Source organism: Massilia phyllostachyos (assembly GCF_021044825.1).
In the GTDB taxonomy this organism is placed as follows: domain Bacteria; phylum Pseudomonadota; class Gammaproteobacteria; order Burkholderiales; family Burkholderiaceae_D; genus Telluria; species Telluria phyllostachyos.
The window spans coordinates 15,281-37,651 of record NZ_JAJNOC010000002.1 but is presented as its reverse complement, the minus strand read 5'-3'; the positions used below and the strand labels follow the sequence as shown (position 1 = coordinate 37,651).

Here is a 22,371-nt window from a genome sequence, read left to right as displayed (position 1 = left end):
GGCCGCGTTTTGCTAGCATCGCAGGCCATGACGAAAGACATTCTCCTGGTCGACGACCTGCTGCTCGACGTGATGCTGACCCGGCGCGCGCTCGACGATTGCACCATCCCGCACCGGATCGTGGTCGCCTGCGACGGCGAGGAAGCGTGGCAGCTGGCCGGCGCACAGCGCTTCGACCTGATCCTGCTCGACCTCAAGATGCCGCGCGTGGATGGCTTTGAACTGCTCGGCAGACTGCGCGAGCACGCCGGCAGGCGGGTGCCGGCGATCGTCCTGTCAGGGTCGAACCTGGCGGCCGACCGCAGCCGCGCCGATGCGCTGGGCGCGATCGAGTACGTGCACAAGGCGCTCGATTACACGGAATTCAGGGACGGGCTGAAGGCCGCGCTGGGGCGGCACGGCTTCTGCTAGGCTGCGTGCAGGCTGCGGATCAGGGCGTGCGCGTCCGATTCCACGCGCATCAGGCCCAGGTGCTCGGGCCGCACGAAGCCTTCCGCGCTCTGGTGGCGCACGAACTCCACCAGCTTGTCCCAGAAGCCGTTCGGGTTGTACAGGCCGATCGGCTTGGCATGGATCCCGAGCTGGGCCCAGGTCACCATCTCGAACAGCTCTTCCAGCGTGCCCATCCCGCCCGGCATGGCGATGAAGCCTTCCGACAGCTCGGCCATCATGGCCTTGCGCTCGTGCATGTCCTTCACCACGAACAGGCGCGTCAGGCCCGCGTGGCCGACCTCGCGCTCCACCAGCGCCTTGGGGATGACGCCGGTGGCTTCGCCGCCCAGGCGCAGCACCTCGTCGGCGATCACGCCCATCAGGCCGACCTTGCCGCCGCCGTAGACCAGGCCGATATTGTGTTCGACCAGGCTCGCCGCCAGCAGGCGCGCGGCATCGGTATAGAGAGGATTGACGCCGTGCGAGGCGCCGCAGTAGACGGCCAGGGTTTTCATGGGATCGGGTTCGTTACAGGAATTCGGCGCCGGGGCGGGCCTCGGCGGACAGCTTCTTGAGGTATTCCTCGGACAGCTTCTCGAACAGCAGGCGGGTGTCGCCGCGCAGGTAGGGCCCGAGCATCGACAGCACCTGGTAGCAGCCGCGCGCGAGCGCGTCGGCGATCGCCTGCTGCTCGCTGTACTTGCGCGGGTTGCGCACGTATTCGTAGGACAGCCAGTAGGTCGCCACCACCACCATATTCGTCGCCATGGCGCCGATCTGCTGGTCGGACGCTTCCAATGAACCTTCGCTGCGCAGGTCTTCGCACAGCTGGCGCGCGACCTTGATCTTGTGGGCCAGGATGGCCTTGAAGTGCAGCTCGAGCTTGCGGTTGCGCGACAGCAGGTCGTTGAGGTCGCGGTAGAAGAAGCGGTAGCGCCAGATCAGTTCGAACATCAGGTGCAGGTAGAGCCAGACGTCTTCCATGTTCGAGCGGCGTCCGGCCGGCACCGTCAGGATGCGCTCGATCTCGGTCTCGAAGCCGGCGAAGATCGAGTTGACGATGTCGTCCTTGTTGCGGAAGTGATAGTACAGGTTGCCGGGCGAGATATTCATCTCCTCGGCGATGACGGTCGTCGTGATGTTCGGCTCGCCGAACTCGTTGAACAGCCTGAGCGAGAGCTCGAGGATGCGTTCGCGGGTCCGGCGTGGAGCTTTTTGTTGCATGAAGGGCGCTGTTTATGGTTCCAGCCGCGAGGATAACACCAAATGGTGCCAAACAGGCATTGCCGGCAAGGGCTGCTCAAGCGCCTTCGCCGCCCTCCGGCCCGGATGGGGACTTGGCGGCGCGGCGCTTGCGCGGTGCGGAGGCCGGCGGCAGGCGCCCGGCCAGATCAAGCAGCATGCGTTCGAGTTCGTCGACGCGGCGGCGCAGGGCCTCGACTTCGCTGGCGGCCGGCACGCCGATGGTGGCCAGGGCGCGCGCCACGCGGTCCTCGAAGACCTGCTCCAGCTTGCCCCAGGAGCCGCCGGTGCGGCGGTTCTCGCGCGCGACCGCGCGGCTGGCCTTGCGGCCGACGATGTCGGCGGCTTCCTCGACTTCGCGCGCCCGCTTTTGCAGCGCGCTGCCGTCGCGCACCAGGCGCGTGAAGGCGCTGCCGCCCTCTTCCTGCGCCTTGGCGAAGGCGCCCAGGCCGGCCTGCCAGATTTGCCGGGCCGAGTCGCGCACCGCGCGCGCGAGCGCCTCGTCGTCGTCCGGGTCGGGGAGTTTCTTGCTCATGATGGGTCCTGATGGTCGATGAAGACCATTTTAGGGACGCGCGCTAGAAGCGGGCTTCTAAAGGGAGCGCAGGGCCGCGGCGATGTGTTCGCGCAGGCTTTTTGCGGACAGGGGCTTGGCGTAGTGGGCGTGGGCGACGCCGCTGTGCACGGCGGCTTCGACGCCGGCCAGGTCCTGCTGGCCGGTCAGCATCAGGCGCACGGTGTGCGGATACAGGGCGGCGGCGCGGGACAGCATCTCGGCGCCGCTCATGCCGGGCATCGACTGATCGCATACGATGACCTGGACGGCTTCGCGCGCCAGCAAGGCCAGGCCTTCCTCGCCGGAGGCGGCGCTCAGCACGCGCCAGGGTTCGCCGGCCAGCATTTCGCCCAGGACCGCCAGCATGAAGGGATCGTCGTCGACCAGCAGCACGGCCGGCTGCGCGGCCGGCGGGGCGTCGGCCGGGACCAGGAAGGCTTCCAGCTCGGCCACGAAGCTCTCGGGCTCGATCGGCTTGCTGATGTAGCCGTCGAAGCCGGCCGCCAGCACCTTCTCGCGGTCGCCCGCCATCGCCAGCGCGGTGACGGCCAGCACCGGCACGCCGGCCAGCTGCGGCTCGGCCTTGAGGCTGGCGAGCACCTCGAAGCCGTTCATGCCGGGCAGGTTGACGTCGCAGGCGACGAGATCAGGCCGCTCGGCGCGGGCGGCCGCGACGCCGCGTGCGCCGTCGGGGGCGCTGACGGGCGTGTGGCCATAGGCGCTGAGCAGGAACGCCATCAGCTCGACGTTGGCGGGGTTGTCTTCGATGATCAGGATGCGGGCCAAGACGGCGCTCCGGTTGCGGCGTTGGACCTACTGTACCACGCCCCGCGTCAATACACGCGTTCGCGCCGGGCCTGTGCGATCTCGTCCATCACCACGTCCAGCACGCGCGCATTGCGGCCCAGCGCCACGTGGCCAATGCCGCCGAAAGCGCGGTTGCGCGCACCCGGCAATTCGCTCGAGGTCTGCGGGGCGATGATGTTGTCGTGGTGGCTGTAGAGCGAGGTGACGAGGGCGCGCGCCTGCGCTTCTTCGCCTTGCGCCAGCTCGCGCAGCCAGGCGCATTCGGGCGGCTCGTCCTTGAAGGCCCGCCGCATTTGGGCCGCGTTCAGGCCGAGGCCGAAGGCGGCCAGGCAGGTGCCGTGGTGCGGCGTGCCGAGTGTGATCACGCGCGCTACCCTGGCGGTGCCGTGGGCGCGCATCCAGGCGCGCGCGACCAGGCCGCCCATGCTGTGCGCGACGATCACGACCTGCCCGGCGCCGGTCGCGGCGCACAGCCGGTCGACCGCCGCCTGCACGCGCGGCGCATAGCCGTCGATGTCGCCCATCAGCGGCTCGAGGTCGATGGCGGCGTGGCTGATGCCGGCCGCGTCCAGGCGCGGCGTCAGGTGCGACCAGTAGCCGCTGTTGCAGCCGTAGCCGTGCAGGAGCAGCGCCGGCGGCGCACTCGACCCGTCATTGCTGGCGTGGACGCGCATGCAGGGCCGCGCGCGCGGCATGGTCCAGGACGACTGCAGCATGCTGGCCGCGAACTCCTCGAAGAACATGCGCAGGCTCGCCAGCGGGCGCACCCGGAAGGCGTGCGGCGTCGGGCTGGCGTAGCGCACGCTCATCACGAAGTTGTTGGCGTTGATGAGCAGGCGCACCAGCAGCACGCTGCCCAGGCCCGCCAGCAAACCTTGCCAGCGGCTGGCGCCCAGGATGTTCACGGCGGCGAGGCCGATGGCGAGAGCCGCGAGCGCCTGGATGACGAGGATCAGGCGCAGCAGCTGGCGCGAACTCAGGGTGCTCATGCGTGGCCTTTCAGGGCGGTGGCCAGGCCGCTCGCCAGCTTCGCGGCGAGGCCATAGATCGACAGCTGCGGGTTGGCGCCGATCGAGGTCGGGAACAGAGAACCGTCGTGCACCGAGACGTTGACGAGGCCCCGGTAGCGGCCGTCGGGCGCCGTCACGCCGAGCTTCTCGCTGCCCGACATCGCGCAGCCGCCCATCACGTGGGCCGAGGCCACGCGCGTCAGCTGCAGGCCCTGGGGCAGCGCGGCGATCGCGGTCTTCGCTTCATGCCATGAGCGATAGCGACCGGCCATCTCGTGCGCGGGCAGCACTTCCCTGGCGCCGGCCGCGAACTGGATCTCGGCCATGGTGAGCAGGGCGCGGCGTGCGCCGTCCCACAGGTAGTCGCTCAGAGGATAGTCGAGTTCCGGACTGCCGTCGCCGCGCAGGCGCACGGTGCCGCCGGGCGCCCCGTCGTGAAAGCCGTCGCGCAGCAGGGCCAGCATGCCTTGCAGATGCGGGAATTCGCGCATCATCTGCGCGTGCTGTGCGCCGAAGCCGTTCATGGTGGTGGCCAGCAGCAGCGGATGCAGCGGCGGGGCTTCGAGCTTGTAGCCGATCGGGCCGGCGAGCGGGCCACCCAGGAAGTGGTCCGAATAGACGGTCTGCGGCGCGCCCTGCCAGGCCTCGACCCGCTGCGGGAAGAAGGCGGCCGAGATCACGGTCGGGTGCAGGAAGGTGCGCTTGCCGAGCAGGCCGCTGGGGTCGGGCGCTTTCGAACGCAGCAGCAGCGCGGGCGAGTTGATGGCGCCGCCGGCGACCACGTAATGGCGGGCGCGCAGGCGCAGGGTGCGGCCCGTCGTGTGGACGCCGGCCGCATCCAGCGCGCGGCATTCGAGCGTATCGGCGCGTTCGCCCTGGAAGACGAAGCGCTCGGCGCGAACGCGCGTCAGCAGGGTCGCGCCGCGTGCCAGTGCGGCGGGAATCGTCGTCACCAGCATCGACTGCTTGGCATTGGTCGGGCAGCCCATGCCGCAGTAGCCGAGGTTCCAGCAGCCGTTGACGTTGCGGCGGATGAGGCCAGTCGGGATGCCGAGTTTCTGCGCGCCGCGGCGCAGCACGTCGTTGTTCTCGTTCGGCGCTCCGGGCCAGTCGGCGATGTGCAGGCGTTCTTCCATCAGCGCGAACCAGGGCGCCAGTGCTTCCGGCGTCGCATCCGGCAGCGCGTAGTGGCGGCGCCACCAGTCCAGCGTCGTGGATGGGGTGCGGAAGCTCGAGGTCCAGTTGACCGTGGTCGAGCCGCCCACGGTGCGGCCCTGCAGGATGTTGATGCCCTTGTCCGCGGTCTTGCGCGCGGCTGATTCCTGGTACAGCGCGGGGTAGGCATCGGCTTCGCGCATCTTGAAGTCGCTCGAGGTCTTCAAGGCGCCCTCTTCCACGATGATGGCGGACAGGCCGGCCTTGGCGAGGATCTCGGCGGTGACGCCGCCGCCGGCGCCGCTGCCGACGATGACGACGTCGGCCTCCAGGGCGAGGTCGCCGGCCAGGGCCGACGCATCGATCACCTTCCAGCCCTGGTCCAGGCCCGCGCGGATCGGATCGGGGACGATGCTCACGACAGCTCCTTCATCGGGCCGGGATAGCCGATCGCCGCCCAGCTGCTCTCCTGCGCATACCAGGCGCCCAGCACCAGGTCGTGCAGCGCGTGATAGGCGCTGCGCAGCAGGCCGAGACGGTGCAGGCGCCAGTCCTGCAGGAAGGCGCTGACCTCCTCGATGCGCGCGCCTTCCCAGCCGCCGGAGACGCCGGTCAGCAGGCGCCGCGCAGGCGCCAGCGCCAACAGGCCGAACAGGTCCTGCACTTCTTTTTGGGTGGCGGGCGGCAGGCCGAGGATGGCCGCACGCACGGCGTCGATGGTGGGCTCCAGCGCCGCGCCGGGCGGCAAGGCGCCGAGCAGGATGGCGGGCGCGATCGCCTGCAGGGCGGCGCCCGCCTCGCCGTCCAGGGTGAAGCGGTGCGGCGCGGCGTCCTGACGCAGGCGATACAGCGCCCCACCCGCGGCCAATGCCAGCGCGCCGATGCCGCCCGCTTTCAGGAAGGTCCTGCGTGATGTGCCCATGGCTGTCTCTGGTGTTTTCTCCTGATTAGTGTACGCCAGGCGCGGACCGGGACGAAGGCCGGAACTAGAAGCATTCCTCGGGCAGGAGCGCGGCAGTTCCGGCTGCCGTGCATGCCGGCCTGCCGTATTCGGCTACAGTGCAGCCGGACGGCGATACGATCTTCTTTCAACCTGGGAGGCTCACGATGAATGGCATGGCGGGCGCCTGGATCCAGTTTCTCACTTGCATGGCGGTAATCGGCTACGCCGGCGGCAAGCTCGCGCGCTACGGCGACATCATCGGCGCCAAGACCGGGTGGTCGGGCAACCTGGCCGGCCTGCTGCTGCTGTCGACCGTCACTTCGCTGCCCGAGCTGGCCACCGGGATCAGCGCCGCGGGGTTCGCAGGCAAGCCGGATCTGGCCGCCGGCGACGTGTTCGGGAGCTGCGTCTTCAACCTGCTGATCCTGGCCTTCCTCGATGCCTTGCGCCGCAAGGAACCCCTGTATGGCAGCGTCAGCCAGAATCACATCCTGTCGGCCGCGTTCGGCGTCGGCCTGCTGGCGCTGGCCGGCGCCGCACTCGTGCTGGGCAAGCGCCTGGACGGGGTCGCATTCTGGCAGGTCGGCATCGTCTCTCCCCTGCTGGTCGTCCTCTACGTACTGTCGATGCGCGCCATCGATCTCCAGGAAAGACGCCATGGAGACGAAGAAAAGGACCAGGCCGGCGAGGGCGATGTCGCCATGTCGCGCGCCATTCTGATATACGCGATTGCCGCGGCGGTGGTGGTGGCGGCCGGCGGCTACCTGCCCTTCGTCGCGACCCGGCTTGCGGAGCTGATGGGCTGGGAAAGCTCCTTCGTCGGCACCCTGTTCGTCGCGGCCGCCACGTCCATGCCCGAACTGTCGGTTGCGATGACCGCCCTGCGCATCGGCCGGGTCGACATGGCCCTCGGCAGCATCCTGGGCAGTAATATGTTCAATATGGTGATGCTCGCAGTGGATGACGTGGCCTATCGCCAGGGTCCCCTGCTGTCGGCGGTTTCGCCGGTGCACGCGGTCAGCGTGTTCGTCGCACTGGCGATGTCCGGCCTCGTGATCGGCGCGCTGGTGACGCGCACCCGGACACGCGTGCTGGGCACGATGAGCTGGTACAGCATCGGCGCACTCGTGCTGTTCGGCCTCAACAGCTACCCCCAGCACCGCTTCGGCGCCGGATAGCCGCGCGGCTCACTTCCCGGACACGCCTTCGATGATCGCGCGTGCGATGCCGCGCAGGATGTTGACCTCTTCCGTTTCCAGCCCCGTGCGGGAAAACAGGCGCTTCAGGCGCGGCATCAGCTTCTTCGGATTGTTCGCATTCAGGAAGCCGACCGCCACCAGCGCCTCTTCCAGGTGGGCGTACATGCCGTCGATCTGGGTCACGCTCGCCGCGTCGCCATGAAAACCGACGCCGCGCTCGTCCACCGTGTCGCCGGCCGCCGCCATGCGCGCTTCATACGCCAGCACCTGGGCCGCCTGCGATAGGTTCAGCGACGAATAATCCGGATTGGCCGGAATATTGATCAGGACGTTGCAGCCCTCGACGATCTCGTTCGGCAGCCCGACCCGCTCGTTGCCGAGGATGAGCGCCGGCCGCAGCTCGCCCCGCCCCGCCACGTGGACGCTGAAGGCGCGCGGCGTCCATACGGGCGGCGAGAATTCGCGCAGCCGGGCCGAGACGGCGGCCGCGAAATTGCAGCCCTCGAGCGCTTCCTGGATAGTGCCGACGATGCGCGCATTCTGCAGCACGTCGCCCGCGCCGCTGGCAAAGGCCACCGCTTCCGCATCGTGCAAAGGGTCGGCGCAGCGCGGCGCGACCAGCACCAGGTCGCTGAATCCCATTGTCTTCATGGCGCGCGCCACCGAGCCGACATTGCCGGCGCGGCTGGTCTCGACCAGCACAAAACGCAGCCTTTTGAAGAGAGATGTGTTGATTTCGGTCTGGTTCATTTAAAATAGCGCCATCGCGCGGTGCGAGCGCTTGGAATCCTGGATTGACAAGTCCGGGATTTTAACGGGTTCGGCACCGCTTTGCTCTTTGTCATTCTCTATTCAGCAGACCGTTCACGGCGCATCGAAGCGCGGTGGGCGTTCGCGTTTTTTCCACGGAAAGCTCATGCACCCAATGCTCAACACGGCCATCAAGGCCGCCCGCCGCGCCGCCACCGTCATCAACCGCGCGTCCTTCGATCTCGATCGCATCACCATTTCTGAAAAAAATCATAACGATTTCGTCACCGACATCGACCAGGCGGCCGAGGCGGCCATCGTGGAAACCCTGCTGAAGGCCTACCCGGACCACGCCATCCTGGCGGAGGAATCGGGCGCGTCGAAGAACCTGAATGACGAGAGCGAAAACGTGTGGATCATCGACCCGATCGACGGCACCACCAACTTCCTGCACGGCTACCCCAACTTCTGCATCTCGATCGCCCTGCAACAGAAAGGCGTGATCACCAACGCCCTGGTCTACGACCCGGTGCGCAACGACCTGTTCACTGCCACCAAGGGCGCCGGCGCCTACCTGAACGACAAGCGCATCCGCGTGCGCAACCACGACCGCATCGGCAAGGCCCTGCTGGGCTCGGGCCACGGCCCGGACCCGCGCGCGCTGGCCGAATACCTGCGCATGTACGAAGTGATGGCCTCGCGCTGCCACGGCGTGCGCAGCGGCGGCTCGGCCGCGCTGGAACTGGCCAACGTGGCCGCCGGCCGCATCGACGGCTTCTTCGAGAAGGGCCTGAAGGTGTGGGATATCGCCGCGGGCGCCCTGCTGGTCACGGAAGCGGGCGGCATCGTCGGCGAATTCAACGGCGAATCCGAGTACCTGCACAAGGGCGACGTGATCGCCGCCGGCCCGAAGGTGTTCGGCGCCATGGTCCCGCTGCTGTCGGCTTTTGCCTAATCGCGTAGAATAGCGACCGTGCTACCGGGCGTGTCCGAACACGCCCGTTGTACCGGCTGGAAAGTCCCGGTCAGAAACTTTCCATAGAGAAACAAACTCCTCTATAATCCCGGCTGGCCTGCCCGCATTGTTCGATGCGGGCGGCGGCGTCCGGCGTTCCCGCGGTTGTCTCGCGTCCCGCCTGCAATGACTAATCCGGTTTCCCCAGACTGGCGCCAGGTGGCGGCGGTCGACTTTTGATAAAGAATTTATGTCATTTTCTACTCTCGGTTTGTCCGACGCGATCGTCCGCGCGGTGACTGAACAAGGCTATACTTCGCCGACCCCGATCCAGGCCCAGGCTATTCCCGCGGTGCTGAATGGCGGCGACCTGCTGGCCGGCGCCCAGACCGGCACCGGCAAGACCGCCGGCTTCACCCTGCCGATCCTTCAGTTGCTGTCGAACGACAAGGTCGGCACGGCATTGAAGAACAAGACCGCGCCGCGCGCCATCCGCGCCCTGGTCCTGACCCCGACCCGCGAACTCGCGGCACAGGTCGAGGAAAGCGTGCGCGTATACGGCAAGTATACGAACCTGAATTCGGCCGTCATCTTCGGCGGCGTCGGCATCAACCCGCAGATCAAGCTCCTGAAGCAAGGCGTCGACATCCTGGTCGCCACGCCAGGCCGCCTGCTGGACCACGCCGGCCAGCGCACCGTCGACCTGTCGAATATCGAAATCCTGATCCTGGACGAAGCCGACCGCATGCTGGACATGGGCTTCATCCACGACATCAAGAAGGTGCTGGCGCTGCTGCCGCCGAAGCGCCAGAACCTGCTGTTCTCGGCCACCTTCTCGGACGAGATCAAGGCCCTGGCCGACCGCCTGCTGAACAACCCGCAATCGATCGAAGTCGCGCGCCGCAACTCGACCGTGGAAGTGATCGCGCAAAAGATCCACCCGGTCGACCGCGACAAGAAGCACCCGATGCTGTCGCACCTGATCAAGGAAAACGACTGGCACCAGGTGCTGGTGTTCACCCGCACCAAGCACGGCGCCAACAAGCTGGTCGAGCAGCTGGGCAAGGACGGCATCGGCGCGATGGCGATCCACGGCAACAAGAGCCAGTCGGCGCGCACCAAGGCGCTGTCCGAATTCAAGGACGGCAGCCTGCAGGTGCTGGTCGCGACCGACATCGCGGCGCGCGGCATCGACATCGACCAGCTGCCGCACGTGGTCAACTATGACCTGCCGAACGTGCCGGAAGATTACGTGCACCGCATCGGCCGTACCGGCCGCGCCGGCGCCACCGGCGAAGCGGTGTCGCTGGTCTGCGTCGACGAGCATCAGATGCTGAAGGACATCGAGCGCCTGATCAAGCAGACCCTGCCGCGTCACGTGATCCCGGGCTTCGAGCCGGACCTGAACGCCAAGGCGCAACCGATCCAGCTGCGCAGCGGCGCGCCGGGCCACGCCAACCGTGGCGGCCGTCCTGGCGGCAACCGTGGCGGCAACAGCCAGCCGCGCAGTGCAGGCGCCGGTGCGGGCGGCGGCCGTCCGGCCGGCGGCAACGGCGGGCGTCCCGCGAATGCGAACGGCGGCAACCGCAACGGCAATGGCGGCGGTGGCCGCGGCCCGCGCCCTGCCTCGCGTCCGGGCAACCGCGACTCGTAAGCGTTAGCCAGGCCTTCTCGAAAAACCAGTGCCCGACGACATTGTCCGGCACTGGTTTCTTTTCGCCCAAAAGTGATACTTGAGCACTCAAACACTTGCTAAGTTTCGATGAACGGCCTATATTTGAGTAATCAACTATTTCTCAAGTATGGAGGCCCGCCATGAGCGACCTGAACGACACCACCCCCGACGCTCCCCTCGACAGCCCGACCAGCGAATTTTGCCTGCGCATGGCGCGCGCCTGGGCGGCCCTGTCGCGCCGGCTCGACAACGCCCTCGGCGGCCACCACGGCATCAGCTTCGCCGACTACCAGCTGCTGCTGAACCTGCAGCGCGCGCCGGGCGGACGCCTGCGCCGGGTCGACCTGGCCGAGAAGCTCGGTCTCACCGCTTCCGGCGTGACCCGCTCGCTGTTGCCGCTGGAAAAGATCGGCCTGGTGGCGCGCCAGAGCGATCCGCGCGACGCCCGGGTCGGCTACGCCATCATCACGCCCGCCGGCAGCGAGCTGGTTACGAATGCCGGCGTCGTGGTCCACAACGTCAGCCGCAATCTGCTGGGGGCGCCTTCCCGCGAGCAGATGCAGGCCACCTCGAACCTGCTGGCCCAGCTCGCCGGCGGGCAGTGAACCCATGAACGGCAAACAGGCGCTGCGGCGCGACCCGAATTTCACCTGGCTGATGAGCGGCGGCGTCATCTCCGCCCTGGGCGACCAATTCACCATGATCGCCCTGCCCTGGCTGGTGCTGCAGCTCACCGGCGACCCCTTGGCGCTGGGCGCGATGGTGGCGGCGATGGGCGTGCCGCGCGCCATCCTGATCCTGTTCGGCGGCGCCCTGGTCGACCGCTATTCGCCGAAAAGCGTGCTGATGCTGACCAAGTACGTCAACACGGCGCTGCTCGGCATCCTGGCGCTGCTGGTGCTGCTCCAGGCCGCCACCCTGCCGCTGGTCGCGGCGCTCGGCATCGGCCTGTCGATCGCCTCGGCCTTCAGCATCCCGGCCGGGACCTCGATGCTGCCGCACGCGGTCGCGCCGCAGCACCTGGCGCCCGCCAATGCGGCCATGATGGCGATGCGCCAGCTCACCATGCTGGGCGGACCGCTGCTGGCCGGCCTGCTGTTCGCGCTGGCCGGCGACGGCAGCCATGGGCAAGGCGATGCGCGCGGCCTCGGGATCGCCTTCGCGATCGACTGCCTCACCTATCTCGTCTCGGCCTGGACACTGGCGAAAGTCAGGCCGCTGGCCCGGCCGGCTCCAGAGGCAAGGAAACAGGAATCGGTGTGGCGCGCGGTCGGCGCCGGCCTGGCCACCGTCTGGCACGACCGCACCCTGCGCACCGCCTTCTTCTACTGGGGCCTGTGCGCCTGCGTGGTCGGCGGCCTGATGCAGGTGGCGCTGCCCCTGCTCGCCAGCGAACGCTTGCACGGCGCCTCGGCGCTGGCGATCCTGATGGCGGCCCACGGCGGCGGCATCCTGGCCGGGATGGCCCTGTCCGGCGTGCTGGGCAAGCGGCGCCTGGTCAACCTCGGCATCACCCTGCTGGTGGTGGACGGCTTGTCGGGCCTGCTCCTGATCCCGATGGGGCTGGTCACGCAGAGCTGGCAGGGCGTGCTGCTGATCGCGGCGATCGGCGTGCTCGGCGGTTTCATCCAGGTCGCCGTGTTCACCTGGATCCAGCAGCGCGTGCCGCAAGCCATGCTGGGCCGCATGATGGGCATCTTCATGTTCGTCTTCATGGGCCTGGCGCCGATCGCGGCGGCCGGCGCCGGCTGGCTCGCCAGCATGATGAGCCTGGACGCCCTGTTCGCCGGCGCCGGCATCTTCCTGGCCGCGGCGGCGCTGCTGGCCTGGCTGTTCACGCCGATGTCGACGCTGGCGGATGCGGTCTTGCCGGCCGCGGCGCCGGCGCGCACGGAGGCGGATGCGGCGTGAAGTGTGGCAAGATCGGTTACGATCGCAGGGTTACCCCCGACCCTGTACGCAATGCCGAAATTCGCCGCCAACCTGAGCCTGCTCTTCACCGAGCTCGACTTCCTCGACCGCTTCGCTGCCGCGCGCGCCGCCGGCTTCGATGCGGTCGAGTTCCTCTTCCCCTACGCCTTCGAGCCGCGCCAGATCGCGGCACGATTGCAGCGCTACGGGCTGGAACTTGCCCTGTTCAACTTCCCCTCCGGCGACTGGGCCGCGGGTGAGCGTGGCATCGCCTGCGACCCGCGCCGCGTCGACGAGTTCCGCGAAGGCGTCCAGCTTGCCATCGACTACGCGCTGGAGCTGGGCGTGCCGCGCCTGCACTGCCTGGCCGGCCGCCGTCCACCCCGGGTCGGCGTCGAGCGCGCCCACGCGACCTATGTCGACAACCTGCGCCACGCCGCCGGCGAATGCCGCGCCCACGGGCTCGCCGTGCTGATCGAGCCGATCAACGACCGCGACATCCCCGGCTATTTCCTGACCGGCACGCGCCAGGCGGCCGCCATCATCGACGAATGCGGCGCCGACAACCTGTTCCTGCAGTACGACATCTACCACATGCAGCGCATGGAGGGCGAGCTGGCCGGGACCATCCACCAGTACCTGCCGCTGATCCGCCATATCCAGCTGGCCGACGTGCCGGGACGGCATCAGCCGGGCACGGGCGAGATCAATTTCCCCTATCTGTTCCGGCTGCTGGACGAACTCGGCTACGGGGGTTGGGTCGGCTGCGAGTACGTGCCCCAAGGCGCCACCGTCGATTCCTTCGCCTGGCTGAAGAAGGCGCAAGAAGCCATGCACGGCGCGTAGACAGCACATGGCCGTTCGGGCAACATCGACGCTTCACCCAACCGAGGAGCTGCGATGATCCAGGGCTTGCGCACCGTCATTTACCCCGTCACTAACCTGGGCGAGGCCGCCGCCTGGTACGAACGCGTGCTCGAGCGCGCGCACTATTTCAGCGAAGCTTTCTATGTCGGCTTCGAGGTCGGCGGCTTCGAACTCGGCCTGATCCCGGACGGCCAGCCCGGCGCCAGCGGCGCCACCGCCTACTGGGGCGTGCCGGATGCGTCCGCCGAGCTGGCGCGCCTGCTGGAATTGGGCGCGCAAGCCGACCAGCCGGTCGAGGACGTCGGTGGCGGCATCCGCGTCGCCACGGTGCGCGACCCCGACGGCAATGTTTTCGGCGTGATCGAGAATCCCCACTTCGACCGCAGCAAAGTGGCCTGACGTCAGCGACGACACTTTACCCTCGCTGCATTGCTCTCTTGCCTTTTTTACAAATGTTGCTGGATATAATTTCGTCCGGCTGTAACCATTTGTGAAAGGCAGGTATGGACGAGGGCAAGCTTTCTTCCGAAGACAATAACGGTTCGGACGGCGGACGGCGCAAGCGGTCCTGGCTGCGCATCCCGCTCTACATGCTGGCGGGGATCGGGGTGTTCGCCGTCGCGATCACCATCTACGCGGCATTCCAGCGCCAGGCCCGGACCGAGGCGGAGCCGGACAGCGTCGCGCGCATCACGATCGACGAAGCGGGGACCATCGAGGACGTGATGACCCAGACCTACGGCAAATATTCCGAGTCGAAACGTGGCTGGCTGTACGTGGGTCCCGACGAGCGCACCTATGTGATGAAGGTGATCCAGCAGAACAAGCTGCCCGGCGGGCCCGAGGGCGAGGAAATGTATTTCATGGCCAGCGGCGCGGCCGTCGACGGTAGCGAGGTCGCGCGGCTCGGCGCCTTCCACGTGCGTCCGAATCCCAAGGAACCCGGTGCGCTGGTGGCGATCACCGTGACGAACCTGCATGGCGGCTCGTCCGCGGTGCGGCCCGAAGACGTGCAGTTCCTGGCCCTGAGCGACAAGCTGTGGGGCTGGCTGCTGAAAGTGAAGGATGGCCGCGATCCCAAGGAAGGCCTGGTCAGCGTGAGCCATGTGCTGCTGGCGCCGCACGGCGAGGAAATCGTCAAGCTGGCCGAGTTCCCCCATTCGCGTATCGCCACGATGGAAGAGGATCTCTGCGCGCGTGGACGTGAGACGCACGAGGCGTTCCGTCAGGAGGCAGCGCAGGCGTCAAACGAAGAAGCGGCCGAAGCAAGTAGCGGCGAACAGGACGAGATGGAGCCGGAAGAAACCGAGCCGGAAATGTTCGACCTGTGCCAGGAACGCCGCTATGCCTACAAGCTGGGCGGCGCGAAAGGCGGCATTCCGGCGCCGATCACCGTCTCCGTCAGCGGCACGCTCGACGGCAAGAAGGTCGAGGACAAGACCTGGAAGCTGGTGTTCGATACCAAGGCGTTCCGTTACAACGTGCCGGACGAACTGGACGAGTAATTGACTACCAGCAAAACTTCGAGGACCGGAGTTTGAAACAATGGGACCTTTCGGGCCGGAACGACGGCCAGGAGGGAAGCCATGCTGCGACACCTTGCCCGTTGTCTGTTCCCGCGCCTGATGCTGGTCGGCGCCCTGCTGCTCTCGGCCTGCGCCACCACCACCGGCACCGGCCAGGTCAGCCTGCAGGAAGTGCGCGAATTCGCCGACGCCTCCGCGCGCCTTGGCGGCTATGCCGAACTGGCGCGCCGCTACCGCGACACCTACGAACGAGAGCAGCCTTATCTGTCGCCGGCGGCCGACAAGCTGGCGAAGGAAAACGACGCCAAGCGCCGCGCCGTGTTCGAGGACTTCGTCGCGATCCAGAAGACCCTGGTGCTGTATATGCAGACCCTGAGCCTGCTGGCCGGCGACAGCCGCTACGACCTGTCGACCCGGATCGATGACCTGGGCAATGGCCTGAAGGCGAATACGGAATCCGGCCTGCAGCAGCGCCACATCGCGGCCTATACCGGCATGACGCGCTTGCTCACGCGGGTGATCGCATCAGGCTACCAGAACCGCAGCGTCGAGACCATGGTGCGCGACGGCGACGCCGACGTGCAGGTGCTGCTGGACGCCATGATCCAGCTCACCCGCCTCTACTACAAGACCAACGAGAATGAAAAGAAGACGATCCTCGGCATTTTCGACGTCGAGATCCCGTTTTCGACCCGCAATTCCGACCGCATGCTGGTGACCCTGGCCAAGGTGCACTACCTGAACAAGGCCACCGAATACAAGCTCATCGACCGCCGCTACGAGCTGGCCCTGCAGGGCCTGACCAAGGTGGCGCTGGGGCACCAGAAGATGCGCGAGAACCTCGGCAAGCTGTCCGGCGATGAAATCCGCCGCCTGCTGGGCAACTACGGCCGCGACCTGCGCCTCATCCGCGACGGGTTGTCCGGCGAATGACAGGAGAGCACATGGCCAGCACCGACACCCCCAGCCCGAACAGCCCCGCTCCCGCAGCCGGCGACGGCGGCCTGGCGACGCCCGAGCAGATCGCCGAACTGGCCGACCAGCTGTCGAAGTGCGCCGACCAGATCCACGAGCGCGTGATGCGCGACATCCGGGCCTACGCCGGCCAGCCGGTGCCGGAAAAGGTCCAGGCCAGCGCGCGCGCCCTGTTCGAGGACGAAGTCCTGCTGCGCCAGCGCGCCAACAGCCTGTACGCCGACGCCGCCACCTTCATCATCAAGGCGCTCGGCAAGCCGCAGGCGCAACTGGTCCAGCTGACCGCGGATGCAGCGGAGAAGATCCGCCGCATCGGCGTCATCGGCGAAGTCACGGGGCTGGTGGCCGGCCTGATCGGCCTGGCCGGCGCGGCCGCCAGCGGCCAGGCCGTGCCGGTGCTGGTGGCGCTGGATAAAGTGCGCAAGCAGGTGAAGGCGATCGAGGCGCTGGCGCCGAAACCAACTACGAAGTCACCGGACGCCAGCCCGTCGTAGAGGATGCGAAAAAACGGCTATGGCAAGGCGCCGAGTCGAAGACAGTACACTCGTACGGCGAGACGAGACAACGCAGCCATAGACGAATTTTTCACACCCTCTACGAATTACGAGATCAACTGTGGCCGGCTGGCCGGATCGAAATCCGCCCAGTCGCCGTCGACGATATTTCCTTCGGCCCGTTCGATGTGGCGCGCGCCGAGCTGGCGTAGTACGTCGACCGCCTTGTCCTGCGCGCCGTCATCGCCTTCGAAGGCCACCGCCACCAGCATGCCGGCTTCGCGCGGCGGCACCCGGTTTTCGCTGCTGCCCTCTTCCGCCTCGCCGCGGTCCTTCATCTTGGAAAAACTGAACAGCGAGCCGACGTGGCCGCCGACCAGGCCGCCGACGACCGGGCCCAGCGGTCCGGTGACGGGCGCCGTGGCCGCGCCGATGGCGGCGCCGACCGCGCCGCCGGTGGCGACGCCCTGCACCACGCCTTCCGGCGTTTCCTTGGCGCCCGGCGACTGGATGTGGTCGCCGCCGATCGGGGTCTGGTCGTGCTGGCCCGGCTGGGACAGATAAAAACCGCTGATCCGGTCGGCGTCGAAGCCCGCGTCGGCAAGTGCGCGGCGGGCGCGTTCGACGTCTTCCTGAAGCTGGAAACGCCCTGCAATAATCGTGGACATGTCGATTCCTCCTGGAACGTGGTTAGCTCAACGATACGCCGCCGTAAGGACAGCCTCTGTACGCAGCCGCACGCAGTCCAGCACCCTTGGATCTCAGCGCCACTGGCCGTAATGCACCTGTCCATCGTCCGGCTCCGCGGCCATCGCCGGCTCCGGCAGCCAGGCGCGCGGATCGAGCCGAAAATACTTGAGGAATTCCTCATACAGGTCCGGGTGGCGCCAGGCCATCGCATGCGGCTGCTCGAAGAAGCTTTCGGTAGCGACCGCGAAGAACTCGGCCGGGCTGCTCGCACCGTAGTGGTCGAGCACGCCGTGCTGGCCCCACATGGCGTCGCGCCGCAGGTTCGCATAATTGCGCGACAGGACTTCCGACCAGCTGCGGTAGCGCTCGGTGCTGCCGAGGTAGGGCGCGCCATTCGTGCTGCCCGACTCGCTGTCGAGCTGGTGGGCGAATTCGTGCAGGACCACGTTGTGGCTGGCCTGGCCATCGTCATGCCACGCGTCCGGCCCGCCGCGCCGCACGTGGTCCCAGGACAGGATCACGCGGCCGTCGCCCCAGGATTCGCCCAGCAAGTCCTGGCGCTGTTCGGTGACCACGCCGGCGGCGTCGATCTCGCGCCGCGGCACCAGGAAGGCGCCAGGATAGACCAGCACCGCGTGCAGGCTCGGGTAAAGGTTCGCCGGCACCCGGTCGCCGGCGCGTCCCAGCACCAGCAGGCAGGCCTGGGCGGCGATGGTGACCTGCATCTCCTCGGTGATCTCGATCCCCGCGCAGCCGACAAAATTTTTCTCGTGCAGGAATTGCTGGACCAGGCGCTGCAGCCTTTGCCGCGCCGTCCCGTCCATGCCCGCATACTGCAGCACATTGCGCTCGAGGATGGCGAGCTGCGCGGGCGACAGCGGGCGCGCCAGTGCGCGGCGCAGGCGCCACTTCGGCAGCAGCCAGGCCGCCAGCAGACCGGCCCCGATCAGGCCGACGACAAGTCCTTCCATCAACGCTCCCGCTGCGCCACCCAGGCGACGGTCTCGTCGGCCCCGCCGATCAGCGTGCCGCCGACGAACACCTGGGGCCAGGTCAGGTGGCCGCTGATGCCACGCAGGACGCTGGTCGTGATGTTCTGGTCTTCCGAGATATCGGTAAATACGATGTCATTCTCGCGCAGCGCGGCCTTGGCGCGCGCACAATGCGGGCAGCCGGGCCGCGAGAACATGACGACCGGCTCGGGAATCTTCGCATTCGGGTTGATATGTCTCAGCATCGTATCGGCGTCGGAGACCTCGAACGGGTCGCCTTCCTTGTCCGGCTCGATGAAGATTTTGTCGATCACGCCGTCTTTCACCAACATCGAGTAGCGCCAGGAACGGCGTCCGAAACCGAGGTCGCGCTTGTCGACCAGCATGCCCATGCCTTCGGTGAAGTCGCCGTTGCCGTCCGGGATCACGGTAATGTTGGCCGCGCCCTGCCCCGCCGCCCACTGGTTCATGACGAAGGCGTCGTTCACGGAAATGCAGACGATGTCGTCGACGCCGTTCGCGCGCATCACCGGCGCCAGCTCGTTATAGCGCGGCAGGTGGGTCGAGGAACAGGTCGGCGTGAAGGCGCCGGGCAGCGAGAACACCACCACGGTCTTGCCTTTAAATAGCTCGTCGCTGCTGAGGTCCTGCCACTGGTCGTGGGGCCGCGCCTTGAAGGTGACGCGCGGGACGGGCTTGCCCTGGAGTGACTCGGGGGTGGGGAGTGTCGTGGTCGTTGGCATCTGGCTTCCTTTCCTCATGGGCGGCTCGGCCGCATTGGGAGGCAGGTAGGGATGCTCGACGGGATTTCAACGCGCGGGCATCAAATATTGTTGAAGTGAAAATTTGCACGCTGTGCGGTGCAGCAAAAAACAAAGCCGCGCACATGGCGCGGCATGAAGGACGACAGCGATCGTCCGGCCGGCAGCCGCGGGTCTCAGGCGCGGCTGGCCGGTGCGCCCTCCCGGGCGCCCTACTTGGCGGTCTGGCTCGGGGCCGGGCCGAACAGTGCGGCGACCAGCGGATCGCGGGCGACCGGGCTGCGGTTCACGCGGATGGCATAGTGGGTGTCGTCCGCCAGGATGTGGAAGTGGCGGCCGCTGCCGGCCATGTTCTGCTCGCGCAGGCCCGGACGCTCCTTGCGCGGGGCGGCGCCTTCGCGCTTCGGCTGGCAGATCGCGGCCAGGAAGGCTTTCACGCGCTCCTGGTCCGGGCAGATCTGGTAGACGGCCTTGCCCAGGTAGGTGGCGGTGCCTTCGATGTAACGCGCCAGTTCGATGACGCCGGCTTCGCGCAGGTCGCGGATGTATTTGCGCGCGCCCGACGGCGAGAACTTCAGGAACCAGGCGATTTCGTCGGCCAGCATTTCGTGGGTCGACAGTTCGTTGATCAGTTTCTGCATGTTTTCGATCCGGCGCTGCGTGGCCGAAGTCGAGCGGACACGCTCGATGGGCGCCAGGGAAATCGGCGCGCGTTCGGTCGGTTGCGGCGGGACGCGTTCGATCAGCGCGGAGTTGCTGGAAGTGTGCACTGCGCCAAGGTCGCCTTGCACCGCGTTGTGATGGGTCGTTGCATGCATGTGGTGAGCTCCGTTTTATAGAGTGAGACTTGCGTGGTCCGGGTCGCTGTGTGTCTGTTCGACACCCTGACAACACCTCGGTTCCGCTTAACTAGGCTCAAGATTGCCTGCGTCAGCCCCCTTGGTCTGTGCGCCATCCAACATTCGACAAGATTCCTGTGAGCATTTCTTGATTTTTTGAAACATCTGCTTACACACGATATGTCATGCAATCGTCACAAATTTCCAAAATGGAATATGATGCTGCGCACAACGCGTCCTGTAGCATTTCTGCCACTGTTGTAAATTTGCACAGCATCTGTGGCTTGGGTGCGGTACCGCACCGAGGCTACGGAACTTGCACTGTTATCGTTCATCCAACATCAGTGTCAAGGCATGCGATGTCAACAACCCTTCACCTTATGGGAGTAACCTGTGAATAATACGAAGAAGATCGCCCTGGCTGTCGCCATCCTCTGCTCGGCCGGCACCGCCCTCGCCCAAGAAATCAACCCGTCGTGGTACATCCAGCCGAGCGTCGTGCACGCCAAGCCGGATGCCGATTTCGGCGTCAGCGACCGCGACACCGGCGGCGGCCTGAAGTTCGGCAAAGCCGTTAACCAGTACTGGGACGTCCAGGTTGGCGCGAGCCAGGTGCGCTTTGAAGAGAACGCCGCCAACTACCGCCAGACCCTGGCCGGCGTCGACGCCCTGCTGATGCTGTCGCGTGAACGTTTCCGTCCTTTCGTGCTGTTCGGCCTGGGCGTCGAGCGTGACAAGGTGGAAAACCGCCTGCGCAACGTCAGCCACAACTCGCCGTACGGCACCGTTGGCATCGGCTTCCAGGCCAGCCTGACCCCGCAATGGTCGCTGCAAGCCGACCTGCGCTCGGTGCGCGGCTTCCTGCGCCACGACGAAGAGTACGGCTTCCGCCGCTCGAACAACAAATACCTGACCGTCGGCCTGAACTACGCGTTCAACCCGCCGCCAGTCGCCGCCGCTCCGGCCCCGGCGCCTGCTCCGGTCGTGGAAGCCCCGGCTCCGGCACCGGCACCGGTCGCTCCGCCGCCGCCGCCGCCGGCACGCTTCGAAAAAGTGACCCTGGAAGCCACCAAGCTGTTCGAGTTCGACAAGGCCGACGTCATCATGCCGTCGCCGAAACTGGACGAGATCGCTTCGGCCCTGCAGGCTGACACCAGCATCACCAACGTCGACATCACCGGCTACACCGACCGCCTGGGTTCGGAAAAGTACAACCTGAAGCTGTCGGAACGCCGCGCCAACGCCGTGCGTGACTACCTGGTCAGCAAGGGCATCGACGGCAACCGCCTGAAAGCCTACGGCAAGGGCGAAGCCAACCCGCTGGTCCAGTGCAACGAGAAGAACCGTGCCGCACTGATCGCCTGCCTGGAACCGAACCGCCGCGTCGAAGTCGAGCAGATCACCATCGAAAAGCGCGTGCAGTAATCGCGCCAGGATGCCGGGACCAGCCATGCCCCTCACGGCCTGGCTGAACCGCGGCATCACCGCTGGACAATAGGGGGGCTTCGGCTCCCCTTTTTAATTGGAGGATTGGATATGGCTCTTAAAAAATGGCTACCGTATTCGCGCGAACTGGTGCGCGTCATGCGCTGCGCCGTCACGGAATGGCTCGAGCACCGCGCCTCCAGCAAGGGCGCGGCGCTGGCCTTCTACACCCTGTTCTCGATGGCGCCGATCCTGGTGCTGGTGATCGCCATCGCCGGCTTCTTCTACGGACCGGAAGCGGCGCAGGGGCAATTGATCAACGAATTGCGCGGCCTGGTCGGCAAACAGGGGGCGGAAACCATCCAGGCGATCCTGGCCGGCGCCCGCAACAAGGAAGACGGCCTGTTCGCCACCATCGTCGCCGGCGTGCTGCTGCTGGTCGGCGCCACCACCGTGTTTTCGGAGCTCAAGGACAGCCTGGACGAGATCTGGGACGTGCCGCAACCGAAGAACGCCGGCGTCTGGAGCATGGTGCGCACCCGCCTGCTCTCCTTCGGCCTGATCCTGGTGCTGGGTTTCCTGCTGATGGTCTCGCTGGTGGTCAGCGCCGCGCTGGCCGTGGTCGAGAACTTCATCGGCGGCATGTGGAAGGAAGCGGCCGTCATCATGGGCTGGGTGGCGTCAGGCATCAGCTTCCTGGTGATCGCCGTCCTGTTCGGCACGATCTACAAGCTGCTGCCCCGCATCCACCTCTCCTGGCACGACGTCACCATCGGCGCGCTCGGGACCGCGGCCATGTTCACGCTGGGTAAGTTCGGCATCGGCCTCTACATCGGCAACAGCGGCGCCGCCGACAGCTTCGGCGCGGCCGGTTCGCTGATCGCGCTGCTGCTGTGGGTGTATTACTCGGCCCAGATCTTCTTCCTCGGCGCCGAGTTCGCGCGCCAGTACGCGCTCAAGCTGGGCAGCCTGAAGCACAAGCCGGCGCATGAGACGGGGGACAAGAAGAAGGATGAACCGGTGCAGACCGGGACGTGGAAAGGCGGCAAGGCGGTGTAATTCAGATGGACGGCTTGTGAATTGGTCCACTGGACCAATTCACTCCGCGCGTTCACACCGTGCTGGAATACACGCGACGCGTGGATGTACAGGGGAGTCGAACGCGCG

25 protein-coding genes are annotated in these 22,371 nt (G+C 66.8%); 13 read left to right on the top strand and 12 right to left on the bottom strand.

Going from position 1 to position 22,371, the window contains the following annotated elements:
• Nucleotides 1-27 precede the first annotated feature (27 nt).
• On the top strand, nucleotides 28-411 hold the full coding sequence (locus LQ564_RS07185) for a response regulator (RefSeq protein ID WP_231057432.1): 384 nt from the start codon (nucleotides 28-30) through the stop codon (nucleotides 409-411).
• Here LQ564_RS07185 and LQ564_RS07180 read toward each other — a convergent pair.
• The 7 genes from LQ564_RS07180 to LQ564_RS07150 form a co-directional block, all read right to left on the bottom strand.
• Nucleotides 408-947, bottom strand: a complete 540-nt coding sequence (locus LQ564_RS07180; protein WP_231057431.1) for an LOG family protein — start codon at nucleotides 945-947, stop codon at nucleotides 408-410. The genes LQ564_RS07185 and LQ564_RS07180 overlap by 4 nt on opposite strands.
• A gap of 13 nt (nucleotides 948-960) precedes the next feature.
• Nucleotides 961-1,656, bottom strand: coding sequence for a TetR/AcrR family transcriptional regulator (locus LQ564_RS07175; RefSeq protein ID WP_231057430.1), 696 nt, complete (start codon nucleotides 1,654-1,656; stop codon nucleotides 961-963).
• A 76-nt stretch (nucleotides 1,657-1,732) separates the two neighbouring features.
• Entirely contained in the window at nucleotides 1,733-2,209 is a 477-nt protein-coding gene (locus LQ564_RS07170) for a phasin family protein (protein ID WP_231057429.1), read from the bottom strand.
• Nucleotides 2,210-2,266: 57 nt separating this feature from the next.
• A complete protein-coding gene (locus LQ564_RS07165; protein WP_231057428.1) occupies nucleotides 2,267-3,016 on the bottom strand; it encodes a response regulator in 750 nt (249 codons plus the stop codon).
• Between the two features lie 47 nt (nucleotides 3,017-3,063).
• Nucleotides 3,064-4,026, bottom strand: coding sequence for an alpha/beta hydrolase (locus tag LQ564_RS07160; RefSeq protein WP_231057427.1), 963 nt, complete (start codon nucleotides 4,024-4,026; stop codon nucleotides 3,064-3,066).
• On the bottom strand, nucleotides 4,023-5,621 hold the full coding sequence (locus tag LQ564_RS07155) for a GMC family oxidoreductase (protein WP_231057426.1): 1,599 nt from the start codon (nucleotides 5,619-5,621) through the stop codon (nucleotides 4,023-4,025). Before LQ564_RS07155 ends, LQ564_RS07160 begins: the two co-directional genes overlap by 4 nt.
• The gene (locus LQ564_RS07150) at nucleotides 5,618-6,124 is read right to left on the bottom strand and encodes a twin-arginine translocation signal domain-containing protein (protein ID WP_231057425.1); all 507 of its coding nucleotides are present in this window, start codon (nucleotides 6,122-6,124) and stop codon (nucleotides 5,618-5,620) included. Before LQ564_RS07150 ends, LQ564_RS07155 begins: the two co-directional genes overlap by 4 nt.
• Before the next feature lie 185 nt (nucleotides 6,125-6,309).
• On the opposite strand from LQ564_RS07150, the gene LQ564_RS07145 reads away from it, so the two are divergent.
• Nucleotides 6,310-7,323 (top strand): sodium:calcium antiporter, encoded by a 1,014-nt coding sequence (locus tag LQ564_RS07145; protein WP_231057424.1) that lies wholly within the window; start codon nucleotides 6,310-6,312, stop codon nucleotides 7,321-7,323.
• Between the two features lie 9 nt (nucleotides 7,324-7,332).
• Here LQ564_RS07145 and LQ564_RS07140 read toward each other — a convergent pair whose 3' ends face one another.
• A complete protein-coding gene (locus LQ564_RS07140) occupies nucleotides 7,333-8,094 on the bottom strand; it encodes an RNA methyltransferase (protein ID WP_231057423.1) in 762 nt (253 codons plus the stop codon).
• Between the two features lie 175 nt (nucleotides 8,095-8,269).
• Between LQ564_RS07140 and LQ564_RS07135 the strand changes: the two genes are divergently transcribed.
• The 9 genes from LQ564_RS07135 to LQ564_RS07095 all read left to right on the top strand — a co-directional run bounded on the left by LQ564_RS07135 (nucleotide 8,270) and on the right by LQ564_RS07095 (nucleotide 16,497).
• The gene (locus LQ564_RS07135) at nucleotides 8,270-9,049 is read left to right on the top strand and encodes an inositol monophosphatase family protein (RefSeq protein WP_231058119.1); all 780 of its coding nucleotides are present in this window, start codon (nucleotides 8,270-8,272) and stop codon (nucleotides 9,047-9,049) included.
• A gap of 250 nt (nucleotides 9,050-9,299) precedes the next feature.
• A complete protein-coding gene (locus tag LQ564_RS07130) occupies nucleotides 9,300-10,703 on the top strand; it encodes a DEAD/DEAH box helicase (RefSeq protein WP_231057422.1) in 1,404 nt (467 codons plus the stop codon).
• 161 nt (nucleotides 10,704-10,864) lie between these two features.
• A complete protein-coding gene (locus LQ564_RS07125; protein ID WP_231057421.1) occupies nucleotides 10,865-11,329 on the top strand; it encodes a MarR family winged helix-turn-helix transcriptional regulator in 465 nt (154 codons plus the stop codon).
• A 4-nt stretch (nucleotides 11,330-11,333) separates the two neighbouring features.
• Nucleotides 11,334-12,635, top strand: a complete 1,302-nt coding sequence (locus LQ564_RS07120; RefSeq protein WP_231057420.1) for an MFS transporter — start codon at nucleotides 11,334-11,336, stop codon at nucleotides 12,633-12,635.
• Nucleotides 12,636-12,686: 51 nt separating this feature from the next.
• Nucleotides 12,687-13,481: a hydroxypyruvate isomerase gene (gene hyi, locus LQ564_RS07115; protein WP_231057419.1), complete on the top strand. Its 795-nt coding sequence runs from the start codon at nucleotides 12,687-12,689 to the stop codon at nucleotides 13,479-13,481.
• Nucleotides 13,482-13,535: 54 nt separating this feature from the next.
• On the top strand, nucleotides 13,536-13,901 hold the full coding sequence (locus tag LQ564_RS07110; protein WP_231057418.1) for a VOC family protein: 366 nt from the start codon (nucleotides 13,536-13,538) through the stop codon (nucleotides 13,899-13,901).
• Nucleotides 13,902-14,005: 104 nt separating this feature from the next.
• Nucleotides 14,006-15,007 (top strand): hypothetical protein, encoded by a 1,002-nt coding sequence (locus tag LQ564_RS07105; RefSeq protein ID WP_231057417.1) that lies wholly within the window; start codon nucleotides 14,006-14,008, stop codon nucleotides 15,005-15,007.
• A gap of 81 nt (nucleotides 15,008-15,088) precedes the next feature.
• Complete coding sequence (locus LQ564_RS07100) at nucleotides 15,089-15,961, top strand: hypothetical protein (RefSeq protein WP_231057416.1); 873 nt, start codon at nucleotides 15,089-15,091, stop codon at nucleotides 15,959-15,961.
• Between the two features lie 11 nt (nucleotides 15,962-15,972).
• Nucleotides 15,973-16,497 (top strand): hypothetical protein, encoded by a 525-nt coding sequence (locus LQ564_RS07095; protein ID WP_231057415.1) that lies wholly within the window; start codon nucleotides 15,973-15,975, stop codon nucleotides 16,495-16,497.
• Nucleotides 16,498-16,604: 107 nt separating this feature from the next.
• On the opposite strand, the gene LQ564_RS07090 is transcribed toward LQ564_RS07095, so the two are convergent.
• The 4 genes from LQ564_RS07090 to LQ564_RS07075 all read right to left on the bottom strand — a co-directional run bounded on the left by LQ564_RS07090 (nucleotide 16,605) and on the right by LQ564_RS07075 (nucleotide 19,758).
• Nucleotides 16,605-17,165: a hypothetical protein gene (locus tag LQ564_RS07090; protein ID WP_231057414.1), complete on the bottom strand. Its 561-nt coding sequence runs from the start codon at nucleotides 17,163-17,165 to the stop codon at nucleotides 16,605-16,607.
• 93 nt (nucleotides 17,166-17,258) lie between these two features.
• Entirely contained in the window at nucleotides 17,259-18,158 is a 900-nt protein-coding gene (locus tag LQ564_RS07085) for a M90 family metallopeptidase (RefSeq protein WP_231057413.1), read from the bottom strand.
• Nucleotides 18,158-18,922, bottom strand: coding sequence for a glutathione peroxidase (locus tag LQ564_RS07080; RefSeq protein ID WP_231057412.1), 765 nt, complete (start codon nucleotides 18,920-18,922; stop codon nucleotides 18,158-18,160). Before LQ564_RS07080 ends, LQ564_RS07085 begins: the two co-directional genes overlap by 1 nt.
• 230 nt (nucleotides 18,923-19,152) lie before the next feature.
• The gene (locus LQ564_RS07075; protein ID WP_231057411.1) at nucleotides 19,153-19,758 is read right to left on the bottom strand and encodes a winged helix-turn-helix domain-containing protein; all 606 of its coding nucleotides are present in this window, start codon (nucleotides 19,756-19,758) and stop codon (nucleotides 19,153-19,155) included.
• A 414-nt stretch (nucleotides 19,759-20,172) separates the two neighbouring features.
• On the opposite strand from LQ564_RS07075, the gene LQ564_RS07070 reads away from it, so the two are divergent.
• Nucleotides 20,173-21,204: an OmpA family protein gene (locus tag LQ564_RS07070; protein ID WP_231057410.1), complete on the top strand. Its 1,032-nt coding sequence runs from the start codon at nucleotides 20,173-20,175 to the stop codon at nucleotides 21,202-21,204.
• 111 nt (nucleotides 21,205-21,315) lie between these two features.
• Nucleotides 21,316-22,263, top strand: a complete 948-nt coding sequence (locus LQ564_RS07065) for a YihY/virulence factor BrkB family protein (protein ID WP_231057409.1) — start codon at nucleotides 21,316-21,318, stop codon at nucleotides 22,261-22,263.
• The last annotated feature ends 108 nt before the right edge of the window (nucleotides 22,264-22,371 follow it).

Excerpts from the sequence above, each read along its gene's own strand:
- LQ564_RS07150 (WP_231057425.1), bottom strand. The coding sequence starts at position 6,124 with ATGGGCACATCACGCAGGACCTTCCTGAAAGCGGGCGGCATCGGCGCG.
- LQ564_RS07140 (WP_231057423.1), bottom strand. The coding sequence starts at position 8,094 with ATGAACCAGACCGAAATCAACACATCTCTCTTCAAAAGGCTGCGTTTT.
- LQ564_RS07095 (WP_231057415.1), top strand. The coding sequence starts at position 15,973 with ATGGCCAGCACCGACACCCCCAGCCCGAACAGCCCCGCTCCCGCAGCC.
- LQ564_RS07160 (WP_231057427.1), bottom strand. The coding sequence starts at position 4,026 with ATGAGCACCCTGAGTTCGCGCCAGCTGCTGCGCCTGATCCTCGTCATC.
- LQ564_RS07065 (WP_231057409.1), top strand. The coding sequence starts at position 21,316 with ATGGCTCTTAAAAAATGGCTACCGTATTCGCGCGAACTGGTGCGCGTC.
- LQ564_RS07180 (WP_231057431.1), bottom strand. The coding sequence starts at position 947 with ATGAAAACCCTGGCCGTCTACTGCGGCGCCTCGCACGGCGTCAATCCT.
- LQ564_RS07145 (WP_231057424.1), top strand. The coding sequence starts at position 6,310 with ATGAATGGCATGGCGGGCGCCTGGATCCAGTTTCTCACTTGCATGGCG.
- LQ564_RS07125 (WP_231057421.1), top strand. The coding sequence starts at position 10,865 with ATGAGCGACCTGAACGACACCACCCCCGACGCTCCCCTCGACAGCCCG.
- LQ564_RS07170 (WP_231057429.1), bottom strand. The coding sequence starts at position 2,209 with ATGAGCAAGAAACTCCCCGACCCGGACGACGACGAGGCGCTCGCGCGC.
- LQ564_RS07105 (WP_231057417.1), top strand. The coding sequence starts at position 14,006 with ATGGACGAGGGCAAGCTTTCTTCCGAAGACAATAACGGTTCGGACGGC.
- LQ564_RS07135 (WP_231058119.1), top strand. The coding sequence starts at position 8,270 with ATGCTCAACACGGCCATCAAGGCCGCCCGCCGCGCCGCCACCGTCATC.
- LQ564_RS07130 (WP_231057422.1), top strand. The coding sequence starts at position 9,300 with ATGTCATTTTCTACTCTCGGTTTGTCCGACGCGATCGTCCGCGCGGTG.
- LQ564_RS07090 (WP_231057414.1), bottom strand. The coding sequence starts at position 17,165 with ATGTCCACGATTATTGCAGGGCGTTTCCAGCTTCAGGAAGACGTCGAA.
- hyi (WP_231057419.1), top strand. The coding sequence starts at position 12,687 with ATGCCGAAATTCGCCGCCAACCTGAGCCTGCTCTTCACCGAGCTCGAC.
- LQ564_RS07075 (WP_231057411.1), bottom strand. The coding sequence starts at position 19,758 with ATGCATGCAACGACCCATCACAACGCGGTGCAAGGCGACCTTGGCGCA.
- LQ564_RS07175 (WP_231057430.1), bottom strand. The coding sequence starts at position 1,656 with ATGCAACAAAAAGCTCCACGCCGGACCCGCGAACGCATCCTCGAGCTC.
- LQ564_RS07185 (WP_231057432.1), top strand. The coding sequence starts at position 28 with ATGACGAAAGACATTCTCCTGGTCGACGACCTGCTGCTCGACGTGATG.
- LQ564_RS07100 (WP_231057416.1), top strand. The coding sequence starts at position 15,089 with ATGCTGCGACACCTTGCCCGTTGTCTGTTCCCGCGCCTGATGCTGGTC.
- LQ564_RS07110 (WP_231057418.1), top strand. The coding sequence starts at position 13,536 with ATGATCCAGGGCTTGCGCACCGTCATTTACCCCGTCACTAACCTGGGC.
- LQ564_RS07080 (WP_231057412.1), bottom strand. The coding sequence starts at position 18,922 with ATGCCAACGACCACGACACTCCCCACCCCCGAGTCACTCCAGGGCAAG.
- LQ564_RS07085 (WP_231057413.1), bottom strand. The coding sequence starts at position 18,158 with ATGGAAGGACTTGTCGTCGGCCTGATCGGGGCCGGTCTGCTGGCGGCC.
- LQ564_RS07120 (WP_231057420.1), top strand. The coding sequence starts at position 11,334 with ATGAACGGCAAACAGGCGCTGCGGCGCGACCCGAATTTCACCTGGCTG.